The 13,809-nt window shown below is 36.9% G+C and carries 13 protein-coding genes; 5 read left to right on the top strand and 8 right to left on the bottom strand.

Features of this window, described 5'->3' with window-relative positions; translation table 11 throughout:
- Positions 1–2: 2 nt before the first annotated feature.
- Entirely contained in the window at positions 3–1,073 is a 1,071-nt protein-coding gene (lpxD, locus tag DUT69_RS01830; protein ID WP_113651429.1) for a UDP-3-O-(3-hydroxymyristoyl)glucosamine N-acyltransferase, read from the bottom strand.
- Positions 1,074–1,186: 113 nt separating this feature from the next.
- The gene (locus DUT69_RS01825) at positions 1,187–2,413 is read right to left on the bottom strand and encodes an HD domain-containing protein (protein WP_113651428.1); all 1,227 of its coding nucleotides are present in this window, start codon (positions 2,411–2,413) and stop codon (positions 1,187–1,189) included.
- A gap of 101 nt (positions 2,414–2,514) precedes the next feature.
- On the opposite strand from DUT69_RS01825, the gene porX reads away from it, so the two are divergent.
- The 4 genes from porX (at position 2,515) to DUT69_RS01805 (ending at position 6,551) form a co-directional block, all read left to right on the top strand.
- Positions 2,515–4,068, top strand: a complete 1,554-nt coding sequence (porX, locus tag DUT69_RS01820; protein WP_113651427.1) for a T9SS response regulator signal transducer PorX — start codon at positions 2,515–2,517, stop codon at positions 4,066–4,068.
- 80 nt (positions 4,069–4,148) lie between these two features.
- Positions 4,149–4,568 carry a tRNA (adenosine(37)-N6)-threonylcarbamoyltransferase complex ATPase subunit type 1 TsaE gene (gene tsaE, locus DUT69_RS01815; RefSeq protein WP_113651426.1) on the top strand — a complete coding sequence of 140 codons (420 nt, stop codon included), beginning with the start codon at positions 4,149–4,151 and terminating at the stop codon, positions 4,566–4,568.
- Between the two features lie 67 nt (positions 4,569–4,635).
- Positions 4,636–5,862, top strand: a complete 1,227-nt coding sequence (locus DUT69_RS01810; protein WP_113651425.1) for an alanine dehydrogenase — start codon at positions 4,636–4,638, stop codon at positions 5,860–5,862.
- Positions 5,863–5,867: 5 nt separating this feature from the next.
- Positions 5,868–6,551, top strand: a complete 684-nt coding sequence (locus tag DUT69_RS01805) for a M15 family metallopeptidase (RefSeq protein WP_240186632.1) — start codon at positions 5,868–5,870, stop codon at positions 6,549–6,551.
- On the opposite strand, the gene DUT69_RS01800 is transcribed toward DUT69_RS01805, so the two are convergent.
- From DUT69_RS01800 to DUT69_RS01775, 6 genes are read right to left on the bottom strand one after another with little or no spacing between them, the layout of a single operon-like run.
- Entirely contained in the window at positions 6,546–7,730 is a 1,185-nt protein-coding gene (locus tag DUT69_RS01800; protein WP_113651423.1) for an MFS transporter, read from the bottom strand. The genes DUT69_RS01805 and DUT69_RS01800 overlap by 6 nt on opposite strands.
- A gap of 3 nt (positions 7,731–7,733) precedes the next feature.
- Positions 7,734–8,258 carry a phosphoglycerate mutase family protein gene (locus tag DUT69_RS01795; protein ID WP_113651422.1) on the bottom strand — a complete coding sequence of 175 codons (525 nt, stop codon included), beginning with the start codon at positions 8,256–8,258 and terminating at the stop codon, positions 7,734–7,736.
- Entirely contained in the window at positions 8,259–9,296 is a 1,038-nt protein-coding gene (locus DUT69_RS01790) for an aminotransferase class I/II-fold pyridoxal phosphate-dependent enzyme (protein ID WP_113651421.1), read from the bottom strand.
- Complete coding sequence (locus tag DUT69_RS01785) at positions 9,296–10,339, bottom strand: glycosyl hydrolase family 18 protein (RefSeq protein WP_113651420.1); 1,044 nt, start codon at positions 10,337–10,339, stop codon at positions 9,296–9,298. Before DUT69_RS01785 ends, DUT69_RS01790 begins: the two co-directional genes overlap by 1 nt.
- Positions 10,340–10,344: 5 nt before the next feature.
- Positions 10,345–11,130 carry an alpha/beta hydrolase gene (locus tag DUT69_RS01780; protein WP_113651419.1) on the bottom strand — a complete coding sequence of 262 codons (786 nt, stop codon included), beginning with the start codon at positions 11,128–11,130 and terminating at the stop codon, positions 10,345–10,347.
- A 10-nt stretch (positions 11,131–11,140) separates the two neighbouring features.
- Complete coding sequence (locus DUT69_RS01775) at positions 11,141–12,475, bottom strand: D-alanyl-D-alanine carboxypeptidase/D-alanyl-D-alanine-endopeptidase (RefSeq protein WP_113651418.1); 1,335 nt, start codon at positions 12,473–12,475, stop codon at positions 11,141–11,143.
- Positions 12,476–12,662: 187 nt separating this feature from the next.
- Between DUT69_RS01775 and DUT69_RS01770 the strand changes: the two genes are divergently transcribed.
- Positions 12,663–13,772 (top strand): aspartyl protease family protein, encoded by a 1,110-nt coding sequence (locus tag DUT69_RS01770; protein ID WP_162796148.1) that lies wholly within the window; start codon positions 12,663–12,665, stop codon positions 13,770–13,772.
- The last annotated feature ends 37 nt before the right edge of the window (positions 13,773–13,809 follow it).

Raw genomic sequence — 13,809 nt, 5'->3', positions numbered from 1 at the left:
CTTTATTTTTGTGTTGTACTAATTTGTTCTATTACAGCGGTTAGCTGTGCAATCTTTGCTTCTAAATCTCTAATTCGCTTATCTACTTCTGGCAATTTTTTAAAAATAACGGTAGCTCGCATCCATTCCTTTAAGGGTTGCGCCGGACTACCGTGCCACTGTTTGTTCTCCTCTGTGTCGAAATTAATACCGGCTTGCGCACCAATTTGGGTGCCTTTACCCAAGTTTAGATGACCGGCGATACCAACTTGCCCACCAATTACAGAATTATCACCTAACCTTGTGCTGCCAGAAATACCGGTTTGTGCTGCAACTACAGCATGCGCACCAACATCAACATTATGTGCTATTTGAATCAGGTTATCTAATTTTGCTCCTTTTCTAATAAAAGTTGAGCCCATTGTAGCCCTATCTATAGTGGTGTTGGCGCCAATTTCAACATCGTCTTCTATAACAACGTTTCCAATCTGTGCAATCTTATTGTAAGTGCCATCTTTTTGTGGCGCAAAACCAAATCCATCACTACCAATAACAGCATTAGAATGAATCGTCACTCTATCGCCAATTTGGGTTCTGTTATAAATTTTTACTCCGGGAAAAATGGTAGCATTTGCACCAATTACAGAATCTTTGCCAATATATATTTGCGTATAAATTTTGGTGTTATCGCCAATAACTACGTTCTCTTCTATAGAGCAAAACGCACCGATAAAAACGTTTTTGCCAATTTTTGCTGTCGGATGGATAAAACTTGGCTCATCTATACCAGATTTTCCGCCATCAAAATTTAATGCTTCGTTATACTTTTCTAAAAGTACCGAAAACGCACTGTAAGGATCCTGTACGCGAACCAACGTTGATGTAAAAGGTTGTGTTGCCACAAAATCTTTAGACACAATAACTACCGAAGCACTGGTTGTGTATAAGTAACTCTCGTACTTAGGATTAGATAAAAAACTTAGCGAACCAACGGTACCGTTTTCTATTTTAGAAAGCTCGCCAACTTTTACGTTTTCGTCGCCCTCAATAGTTCCGTTCAAAAATTCGCTTATCTGCTTGGCAGTAAATTGCATCTTACAAAGTTAAATGTTAAATTGATATGAACAAAATAATCAACATCTGTTAAATATTGTACAAGAATTAGGTTGTAAAACTTATTTTGAGGGATATTTTTTGTTAAAATATGCTAAATATCTCGGAGATAGCATAAAATATATTTCTTTACGGTTTTATCTAACGATGAAAGATTGGAAAGGTCAGACGCAGAAGCAATGTCTACCAGCGAACCATTTTTCATTAAAATATTAATATTGCTGTTGCCTGCGTTATAAGCCCTGTTTCTTATCGAATCTGTAAAAATAAAATAGGCTATATCCTCATCGTTTTGCAAATTTAAGGCTAAACCTGTTTGAACTTTTAAACGGTTAACCCTATCTGCCTCTGGCTCGGCATTGCTAATTTCTACTTTATACAAACTACGTGAGTTTAGCATTTTGCACAGCTTAGAAAGAATAACGTCTTCGCTATTCTCCCAAACCTTAACCGATGCGTAAATATCCTGATCATCTAATTTAGAAAACTGTAGCAAGTGATATTCATCCTTAAAAAACGTTTGCTCGTTTACATCTTTTTTTAAAAAATGTTGCAAAGCTGGCGTTGCAAAGAGAGAAAATCCGCTAACGGTTAACGATTTTGCTCTAGCTAAAATTTTAACTAACAATTGTTCTCCGGCAATTACTGTTTTATGCAAGTAAACCTGCCAATACATTAATCTGCGGGCAATTAAAAACTTCTCTATAGAGTAGATGCCTTTTTCTTCAATAACCAACTGGTCATCAACTATATTAAACATCTTAATAATTCTATCAAAACTAATTACGCCCTCGCTTACTCCTGTAAAAAAGCTATCGCGATTTAAGTAATCCATCCTATCTAAATCTAACTGGCCAGATATTAGTTGACAGAAGAAATTACGATGATATTGTCCTTTAAAAATGCTGATGGCTGTTGTAAGTTGTCCATTAAACTCTTCGTTTAGTTTGTCCATCATTAACGATGAAATGTCTTCGTGCTTAATTCCATTTACCAAACTGTGCTCCAAAGCATGAGAAAACGGACCATGGCCAATGTCGTGCAATAAAATAGCGATGGTTGCAGCCTCTTCCTCCTCGGCAGATATCTGATTTCCTTTTGCACGCAACACCTCCAAAGCTAAACTCATCAGGTGCATTGCGCCCAAAGCGTGGTGAAAGCGGGTATGCAGCGCTCCTGGGTAAACCAAATGTGTCATTCCCAACTGCTTAATGTACCTTAATCGCTGAAAATAGGGATGAGAAATTAAATCGTAAACTAATGCAGATGGAATGGTAATGAATCCATATACCGGATCATTTATTATTTTCTTTTTGTTCAATTCTTAAAAATAAATTATACGGTACAAAAATTGCTATTTTTATTGAGAGTATAAAAGACCTACTCTCTTAAAACCTTTAATTTACATAAAAAGTATATATAATGCAGGAAACTAAAATTTTATGGGCCGATGACGAAATTAACCTATTAAAACCACACATATTACTACTGAACGAAAAAGGCTACGCTGTTACCACTTTTACTAACGGGAACGATGCGCTAGAAGCTTTTGGCAAGGAACATTTTGACCTTGTTTTTTTAGATGAAAATATGCCTGGACTAAGTGGTTTGGAGACTTTAACGGCTATAAAAAACATCCGCACCGATGTGCCTGTAGTATTAATTACTAAGAGCGAAGAAGAAAACTTGATGGAAGATGCCATCGGTTCTAAAATAGACGACTATCTGATAAAACCTGTAAACCCAAAACAGGTGCTGTTAACCATTAAAAAAATTATAGACAACAAGCGTTTGGTAAGCGAACGTACTTCGTCAGCCTATCAGCAAGATTTTAGGAATATCGGAATGACCCTAAACGATAAGCTGAGCTATGAAGAATGGGTTGAGGTTTATAAAAAATTGGTGTTCTGGGAGCTTGAACTTGAGAAATTAGACGACCCGCAAATGCATGAAATTTTAACCATGCAAAAATCTGAAGCCAATACGCAGTTCTCTAAATTTATTGAAGAACATTATTTGGGTTGGGTTAACGGCAAGGAAAAAGCACCGCTTTTATCAAACGAATTGTTAAAGAAAAAAGCGTTTCCTTTAATAAATGATACTACGCCGGTATTTTTTATTTTGATAGATAATTTACGTTACGACCAGTGGAAGATTATAAATCCATTAATTTCTGAGTATTTTAGGTTAGATGAGGAAGATACGTATTCCAGTATTTTACCTACTGCAACGCAATATGCACGTAACGCAATTTTTTCTGGTTTAATGCCTTTAGAAATGGAAAAAAAGTTTCCTTCGCTTTGGCAAAACGACGATGACGAGGGCGGGAAAAACCTGCATGAAGAAACTTTTTTAGCAGAGCAGATTAAAAGAAGTTTGCGTAAAGATTGCAAATTTAGCTACCATAAAATTTTAACTTTTGACCAAGGGAAAGACCTAAACGACAAGGTTAACAACTTAATGGAAAACGATTTTAATGCTATCGTTTTTAACTTTGTTGATATGCTTTCTCATGCTAGAACAGATATGCAAATGATACGTGAGCTAGCAAATGACGATGCAGCATACCGTTCGCTAACCCTATCTTGGTTCGAACATTCTCCATTATTGGATTTATTGAAAAAAATCTCGCAGAAACGCGTAAAACTCATTATTACTACGGACCACGGTACAATTAGAGTTAAACATCCGAGCAAGGTGATTGGCGATAGAAGTACGAACACCAATCTTCGCTATAAACAAGGAAGAAACTTAAATTTCAATCCTAAAGAAGTATTTTTAATTAAGAATCCTCACGAAGCCCAATTGCCGAAAATAAATATCAGCTCTAACTATATTTTTGCCAAGGAAGACCAATATTTCGTTTATCAGAACAACTACAACCAATTTGTAAACTACTATAACGAAACTTTCCAACACGGCGGTATTTCGTTAGAAGAAATGATCATTCCGGTAGTTACTTATAGTTCTAGATAAGCTCAAAATTTTTTAACCACATAGACACATAATTTAATGTTAACTATGTAGCTATGTGGTTAACGTTTATCTTTGTGTTAATGAAATCTATTTCAATTAATAGCATCACTGAATTACCCAAAGTTGCTGAAGAATTATTAAGTTTCGCCAATGGCGACAAATTCTTCGTTTTTGAGGGAGAAATGGCAGCTGGCAAAACAACCTTTATTAAATCATTTTGCGAAGAACTTGGCATAACAGATGTAGTTAGTAGCCCAACCTTTTCGATTGTAAACGAGTACGAAAGTAAGTTTGGTCCTGTTTATCATTTTGATTTTTATAGACTAAAAAACATTCAAGAAGCATACGATATCGGTTATGAAGAATACTTTTACAGTGGCGATTACTGCTTAATAGAGTGGCCATCGAAAGTTGAGGAACTTTTACCAGAATCCTACATAAAAGTTGATATAGCCATAACCGCCGAAACGGGAAGATCGTTCACTTTCAGCAGACAGTAACATTGATTAATTTTTAGCTATTCGTTTAATTTTCTTATCTTCAAACATCTAAAAACTACCTTTTAAAATGGCCACAGGATTACGAGAAGGAATGGCTGCTATTGCGCAGAGAGGTTTAATGCAAACCCAGGAAGAGATGTTGGAAACCAGTAACAAAAGCAACAGCTTGTACATTGGTATCCCTAAAGAAGTATCTTTTCAGGAGTGCAGAATCCCCCTAACACCACTCTCTGTAGCACTTTTGGTTAACAATGGGCATAAAGTTGTAATAGAAACCGGCGCTGGCGTTGGGGCTAATTTCAGCGACAAAGATTACAGTGAGCAAGGCGCACAAATTTCCTTTAATAAAAAAGACGTTTACGCTGCGGATATTATTGTAAAGATTGCGCCCCCCACGTTAGAAGAGATCGGATTGATGCACAAAGGCCAAACCTTAATCTCGGCTCTACAGGTGGGCACCTTAAAAGACTCCATATTAAAAGCACTATTACACAAAAAAATTAATGCCCTTTGTTTCGAACATTTAAGAGACGAAGGAAATATTTTAAGTGTAGTGCGTGCCATGGGCGAAATCGTAGGCTCGGCATCTATATTTATCGCAGCAGAATATTTAAGTAGCGCCTTCGGCGGAAAAGGACTAATGTTAGGTGGTTTTACCGGTGTTCCGCCAACAGAGATTGTAATTTTAGGTGCCGGAACTGTAGGCGAATATGCCGCAAGAACAGCGCTTTCATTAGGTGCAGAAGTTAAAGTTTTCGATAGTTCAATTTTTAGGCTTCGCCGGTTGCAAAACAATTTGGGAAGCAGGGTATTTACCTCTGTAATGCAACCTATTGTATTAGCAAAAGCCGTTACTACTTGCGATGTTGTTATTGGCGCAATTAGGGCTGAGCATGGCCGTAGCCCTTGTTTAGTAATGGAAGAAACAGTGGCTAAAATGAAACCGCACTCTGTTGTGGTTGATGTTAGCATCGACCAAGGTGGTTGTTTTGAGACTTCTGAAGTTACAAACCATAAAGATCCGGTTTTTAGAAAACACGATGTGATCCATTATTGTGTACCGAATATTGCTTCTAGAGTTCCTAGAACAGCTTCGTATGCGCTAACAAATATCTTTGCCCCAATATTGGTGGATATTGGCGATATGGGCGGGTTAATGAATTTGGTTTGGAAACGTCCAGGAATTCGAGAAGCACTTTACACTTACCAAGGGCATTTAACTAACAAAGATTTGGCTAACATGTACAATCTGCCATTTAAAGATTTAGAATTATTAATGGTTTCTAATCAGTAATGTTGATGAAGAACTTATTATTTATTCTATTAATCAGCATTTCTTTTTCATCTTGCGCACAAAAAAATGCGCAAAATCCCTATGGACTAAAAGTTGTAAATGATTTTGAAGCTTACCAAGCAACCATAAAGTCTAATCCCAACAATGAGCTTGTAGAAATCAAAAAAGTTATCCCCTCTGTTGTTTTGGATATCCGCTATGCAACAAAAAACAACTTTATGAAGCAGGTTATGTACAAGCAAGGAAAAGCTTTTGCGAGAAAACCCGTTGTTGAGCATTTGAAGAAAATACAATCCATTCTTAATAAAAAAGGCTACGGATTAAAAATTTTCGACGCTTATCGACCTTATCAAATTACAGTAGCTTTTTGGCAAAAAGCAAGCGATAAAAATTTTGTGGCAAACCCAGCGAAAGGATCAAAACATAATCGTGGTTGTGCGGTAGATTTAACAATAATAGATTTAAAAACAGGAAAGGATATTCCTATGCCAACGCCTTACGATAGTTTTGAAGCAGCGGCCGCACCGCATTACGACAAGCTTCCTGCGAAAATAAAAGAAAATCGAGATCTCTTAATCTCTACTATGCAGTTAAACGGCTTTAAGGTTATTTACAACGAATGGTGGCATTTCGACTTTAATGGCTGGCAAAACTACGATTTGATGGATATTCCGTTCGAGAAATTATAGTTCCTTTTCTACGCTTTCCTTCGCCTTGTAAAAAAACTGCAAGTACATTAGTGCCAGAAAAGTAATTCCTGTACATGTGTAAAAAATGCTTGGTATAACCGATGTATCTTCTACAAACATTTGCCCTGCCAATAAGGCTCCTGCTCCAATTCCAATCTCTAAGAAAATGTACATGGTTGCTACTGCCTTACCTCTATGTCCAGGTTTGCTTAAATCTATAGTCCAAGCAGTTACCGTAGGCGATAACATACCGGTGGCAACACCATAAATTGCTGAAGAAATCATTAATACCATAGATGATTTTGCAAAGCCTATACCAAGCAACGATACCATTAAAATTGCTAGCGAAATTCTTAAAATCAAGGTTCGCCCGTACCTGTCCGAAACTTTTCCTGCAACAAATCTTATCAACAAAGACGATAGCGTAAAAACCATAAAAAACAAACCTTTATTGCTTGTGCCTAAATGCGCACTCCAGTCTGATATTACAGTTAGGATAACTCCATAACTAATGTAACTGAGCAAAGTTATTACCGCAGCGGGGATTACCTGCCACTCTATAATATCTTCCTTTTTGATCTTTAGGAGCTTTGCTTTAAACTTTTGTTTGTTAGGCAGGGTTTCTTTCATATTTGCCAAAATCACGATGGATAGCAAAGCAAATAACGATGAACAATAGAAAAGAATATCTATGGAAAAGTGTTCGGTTATTGCGCTGCCAATGGCTGGGCCAATTGCCAATCCTGTACTAAAACATACGCCATGCACACCCATTGCTTCTCCCCACCTATCAGACGGGACTAAGTCTGCTACATAAGCTGAGGTAGCCGTTGGTTTAAAGCCGGTGGAAAACCCATGAACCAATCTGAGCAATAGAAAACCTGCAATGCTAGTAAGAACTGGATATAAAAAGCCACACACGAAACATACTAAAGAACCTACGGCCATAACCGGTACACGGCCAATCGTGTCGGTAAGTTTACCACTAAAAGGCCTCGAAATTCCTGCTGTTAATGTAAAAAGGGCAATAATTAAGCCCTTGTATTCGGCACCACCCAAGCTTGTTAAATAAGCCGGTAATTCTGGAATAAGCATGTTAAAGCTAGCCGAGAAGAGAAAGGAACTTAAGCAGACTAACCCAAATTGTAAATTGTAAATACTGGGTGATGATTTATCCATTTTTTATTCCTTGCTTCGGTGTTCTTTACCGAAACGTTCTGCTTTTACCTCTGCCTTATCGCCTTTAACGGTTATCACAAAAATGTAGTCGTAATCTTCATCTGTTAATTCTTTAACCGGTTTTTCTGCGCCGAAAGCTTCAACAACGTCTAAAACCGTATTAGAGTGGCCAACAATTAATATTTTTTTGCCTTGTGCATTTGCAATTAGTTGTTTGGCAAGTTGTTTTTGTTCGGTAGGCTCATAGGTTTTCATAGCAATTCCTATAATATCCGCTAAAGGAAAAGCCGTTAGTTTTGTTCGTTTATAGTTTGTGGTGTAAATAGAATCAATTCTATCACCTTTTAAATACTTCATTAAAGCAGTTGCTCTTTCTGCACCTAAATCAGATAATTCTGGGTCTTTATCTTTCGGGTCTGTTACATCTTTCTCGGCATGCCTTACCACCCAAATTTTAACTGGTTTTTGTGCTAAAACGGTTTGTTGTCCGAAGAAAACTACCAATAGAATAAGTAAAATATTTTTCATCTAAGTTATTGCTTGTAATAATGTTTCTATATCAGCTCTGCTATGCCAACTACTCAATACAATTCTGTTTACTTTAGGCCCGTTTTTGTCTGGATAAGGAAAAGAGGAAACAAGTATCTTTTGTTGCAAAAGCCGAGCGCTAAGGTCTGCATTTTTAGCTAGAAACACCGGAAATTGATCAACAAAATGCCAATTATTACTTTTAGCCAATACTTCGGCAACTTTTGCCGTATTGTTTTTAAGTTTTGATAATTGGCTCTCGTAAATTTCCGACCCATTTTTGAATGCATACAAACCCGCTGCAGAAGGTGGTGACGCTCCTAAAAACATATTGCTTCTCTTCAAATCTTGGATTAAATCTGAAGGTCCGAGCACCAAACCGGCATCCACGCCAAGCGCTTTTGCCATTGAGGCTACCAAAATAGTTTTTAAATTTTCGCTTTGCGGAATAATGGATAAAGCGCTTAGGCCATTATTATTTATACCAATACCATGAGAATCATCAACAATAAGAATAACCTGCTTATTTAGCTTGCTAACAAAAGAAAAATCATAAATTTCCGGAAAAAGGTTGTTCATGCTATTTGTTACAATTACCCAATTTTCCTTATCACTGTTATTAATTTCATCAACTAAATTGGCAGACCATTCAGTAAATGTTCCCGTTATTTTCGGATCTTCCGTTAACCACAATGCCGGATGCGAAGCTGGCGCATAGCTAATTTCTCTGGAACCCGACAAGTTTTGCACTAATAACTGAGCTGCCAAATAACCACTAGAGGTAATTAAGGCTGCTTGTGCGCCAAATTTTGCGCTGGCATAAGCTTCTACTTCATCGTAAATCCCCAGCTGAACATTGTTGGTTCTGCTAGTACCGTTATTTAGTCCATATTTTTTTATTCCTTCTATATAAAGTTTCAGAAAATCATCGCTTTGCGGAATGCCCAAATAAGCAGTTCCACCGAAATATAAATATTCATCGCCGTTAACATTTATCGTATTTGCCAAAGGCGATGAAAGTTTGGTAAAATCTATCATTAATATGCTCTTCCTAGTTGATCGTTGGCTGCCTTAATCAGCGATTTATCGTTGTTTGTATCATGAGAAAACTCCCAAAACATAATTCCGTTGCAACGTTCTTTTGCTAATTGTGTTTTTGCCTTAATTAACGGAATACCATTGTAGCCATAGGTTTTTCCGCCCACTGTTGCCACATTCAAATTTACATCTGCACCAGAACTTTCAATATCCCTATAACCGAGGGATGCCCCTGCGTTATCTTTTCCGTATAATGGCATTCCTAAAATGGCTTTTTCTTTTGGCATCCCTTTCGTAGTAAGCCAAACATTTAAACTTGCATCTGTCATTTTCATAGAGGCATGATTTAAGGGCTCTGCAGTATCGTATCCGGCACCGTCGTATTGCATAATATTAAAGAAATCTACATAATTATAAACTTCCGGCTCAATGGCATCTTTGTTGGTAGAAGTATAAACCGCTGGTGTTATTGCGGCGCTTAAAAACTTGTTTGCCTTATGCAATTCTGTAGAAAGTGCTTTCATTAACGCAGTAAAATCTTTGTTTGGGTTGCCTCCGTTCGTCCTTGGGTATTCCCAGTCCATATCTACACCATCTAAATTATTGGTGTTGGCAAAATCAACTACGTTTTTAACAAAATTTGCTCTTGCCGTGGGCGATGCTGCTATGGCTGCAAAAGTTGCCTCGGTAAGTCCAGAAGTTATGCCTATAGAGATTCCAAATTTTACGTTGTTGGCTTTTGCTTTCTGTTGCAAGGCAAGAAACCTAGGTTGATTTGCCAATGCCTGAAAAGAACCGTCTGCTGTAGCACTTGGATTCAAAAATGCGTAAAACAAATGGGTAATCATTTTGTATTTCGCATCTGCTACCGTATTTGGGTCGCGATAGCTGGGCATGTAGGCCACAATTTTAAAACTATTATCGGGTACGTAAGGTGTAGTAATTGGAGGTTCGGGCTCGGGTGTTGGCATTACATTGCTTTTTTTACATGCGCTTAAGGCCATTACCATAGCCAATAAACTAAATAGGAATTTTAATTTCATGCGTATTACTTTAGGTTTTTAAAGAATTCAAATTGCTGTTTGATAGACTTTTTCCAGTACTGCCCATTGTGGCTCCCTGGTTGAGAGAGGTAAGTAGCATTTAATTTAAGATCGTCGCATTTCAGCTTTAGTTCGTTGTTGCCCACATAGAAAAAATCTGAGGCGCCACAATCGAAATAAATTGGTTTGTTATTTCCTTTAAGCTTTTCAATGTTGTGTAATACCGAAAAAGTCTTCCATAATTCGTGTTCTTGTGGCGGGTTTCCCAATAAATCTGGCAACCCAAATTTGCCAAAACTTTCGGCCAATTTTACACCGCCACTAGTACTCCCTGCTGCGGTAAATAACTCAGGTTTTTTTATAAAAAGATGTAAGGCGCCATGCCCGCCCATGCTTAATCCTGTTATAAAAACCTTTTTATCATCAAAGTTATATCGTTTTTTAATATCCGGAAACAGCTCGTCGAAAAAGAAGTTTTCGTATTGCCAATCTGGCTTAACAGGACTGTTTAAATACCAACTGCTAAACATCCCATCCGGACAAACAATAACCATATTATACTCGTCGGCGTATTTTTGAGCATCCATAATTCCGTTCCACTGCTTATAATTTCCGCTATAGCCATGCAATAGAAAAATTACTGCCAAGCTTTGCGTTTTATCAAACGTCTTAGGAGCAAAAACCCAGGTTGTATCTGGCTTAGGCAAATTTTTACTGTTGTAAACGTGTTGCTCTTGGGCAAAGCCCGATAAACACAAAACAAAAAGTACACAGGCTAGGTAAAATTTCATCGTTGTATCATTAAAATTTATCGTGAATTAAGGTCATTATCCTTACCATTTCCTTTCTAACATCTGCCGTAGGCAAAACAAAATTGTTGTTAAGGAAAGAAAAAATATAGGTTTTACCCTTTTTTGTAGTCATGTAACCACTTTGGTTGTGTACCCCTGTAAGGCTTCCGGTTTTACCAAAAACAAACGGAGTATCTGTTTTTGGGTAAGCATTTCTTAGCGTTCCGGTTTTACCCCCGGCCGGCAACAAGCTGTAGAGTTTTTGCTTATCCGGATATTCTGCATAGATCAGCTCCAACAGTTTTACCATGGTTCTTGGCGTAAATAAATTTCCTCTAGAAAGCCCAGAGCCATCTATCCATTTAGGTTTATCTGGCAATGTGGCCAAGTAGTTTTTTTCTACATGGTTTATAACCGTGGCGGTATTCATTGGCAGACCAAGTTTATCTGCATAAACTAAAAGTAATTGCTCGGCAACAAAATTGTCGCTTGGTAACATCAATTGTTTAAAAACAGAATCACTTTTAATATTGTAAATGGTTTTGGCATCTTTCGGCATTGCCATATTCACAATGCCCACATATTTATTTAATGTATCGGCCAATAAATTTACGGTTAAAGCAGTACTAACTTTATAAGGAATTTGTTGTTCGAATTTAGTTGGTATATTAATATTTGGCTTGCTAAAAACATTACTATTAAAATCCCTTGTTACCCGAAAAGTTCCCGCTATTTTTGCGCTATCGGTAATAAAACAGGTGGCAAAAGTTTCTGGCGTAATTTTCATATTTCCGTCAGTTGCCGAGTTTACTAATACCATATTATCAAAAAGCGGCAATTCGTTTATTTCGGCCTGATAGTAAGCATTATAATCGTCCCATTGCCAGCCATTTCCATAAAAATCACCAGTATATCTGCCTGGGGCGAAGAAAAGTTTTTTGTTCGTTTGCCTCAATAAATTAAAGGCATTACTTCCTTTTAGCACAGAGTGAAGAAAAGATGGATCTCCGGTACCCCAAAAAATTAACGAATCGCTTTTTTCTATGTAACGTAACGACGGAATAGAATCTCCTAGAACTTTTATTCCTGCGTAAAAAGTAAACAGTTTTGTGTTTGATGCGGGCGTGTAGTATTTGTCTGCATCTTTTTGGTAAATCATCTCCTTTTTTTCCAAATCAAAAAGGGCAAATCCAACCTGATATTTATTAATCACTTCTGAATTGGTGAATTCCCTACTAACTTTTTTCGCGATAATTTTATTTGGGGAACAAGCTAACAACCCTATAGACAGCATAAAAAACAATCCTATTAACAAATGAAATTTATTGGGTAAAGTTTTTTGCATGACACGTGGTTAGGTTAATGAAATATGCCTTCTAATTTATTAATTTAGTTTGATGAAAATTGGCCAACAAAGTATAAAAGTTACAACTATTGCCCTACTTGTGGGTGTAATATTGTTTCAATTTGCTGTTTTTGGCAACTGTTTAGCTCAATCTTTTTCGTTTTCTGGTAAGCAGAAAAAAAATGCTATGGATTTTGAGATGGTTAAAAACCTTATCATTATACCACTAACAATTAATGGGAAAGGTCCTTACAACTTTATTCTAGATACCGGTGTTGGCCCGCTTATTATTACTGAACCCACCATGGTTGATACTTTAGGTCTTAAAGTGTTAAGAAATACGAAGATTTATGGGCTAGGAAAGGGAGAGGAAGTTGAGGCATTTCTTTCAAGTGAAATCAACGTTGATATAAAAGATGCTAGTATAAAACACATTCCTACAGCAATTTTAAAGAAAGATATTTTTAATCTCTCCAACTATTTAGGCGTTAAAATTCATGGCATTATAGGTTACTATTTCTTTAATAGTTTTGTGGTTAAAATTAACTACTCAACAAAACGATTAGTTTTTTTAGACCCAAATACTAACCCGCTAAAAAAAGGTGCAAAATTTACGATTGAATTAATTAATAATAGGCCTTATGTTTTGGCCGATCTAATCCTAGATAATAAGGCAAAACATACAGTGAAGCTTTTATTGGATTGCGGGGCAAGCCACGCTCTTTCAATGCAGGCGCTGGATGAAAAACCATTTCCTTTGCCAGATTCTACTATAGTAGCAAATTTAGGTGTTGGATTAAATGGCCTCATTGATGGTCACATAGGTAGAATAGCTATGTTCAACTTCGGAAAATATCATTTTAAAAATATGTTATCTGGTTTTCCAGCATTCGAATCTGTGGCAGCTAAAACAGGATATAAAATGCAAGATGGAAATTTAGGAGCAGAATTTCTGAGGCGTTTCAATGTAACGTACGACTATCTTCAAAACAACATTTACTTAAAACCGAACAACTACTATAAAGAACCGTTTGATTACGACATGTCGGGAATTGAAACCTATATTGAAAATGATAGATATTTTATTGGAAGAATTGAGCCTGGCTCGCCTGCGGCTAAGGCGGGAATATTGGAGAATGATGAGCTCCTATCATTAAACCTCAAACCAATTGAGCAATATTCATTAGATGATATTTCAAAATTTTTCAAATCATATGATAGTAAAACCGTAATTATAGAGCTGGCCAGAAACGATAAGCTAGTTGTAAAACTTTTAAAGTTAAAACGCCGAATTTGAGCCCAAATGTAACATTTCTTTTACGTGTATGCTTTGC

It is taken from the genome of Pedobacter namyangjuensis, from assembly GCF_003313325.1.
In the GTDB taxonomy this organism is placed as follows: domain Bacteria; phylum Bacteroidota; class Bacteroidia; order Sphingobacteriales; family Sphingobacteriaceae; genus Pedobacter; species Pedobacter namyangjuensis.
Note: the sequence above shows the minus strand (reverse complement) of the source record. Positions and strands in the feature narration are given on the sequence as shown.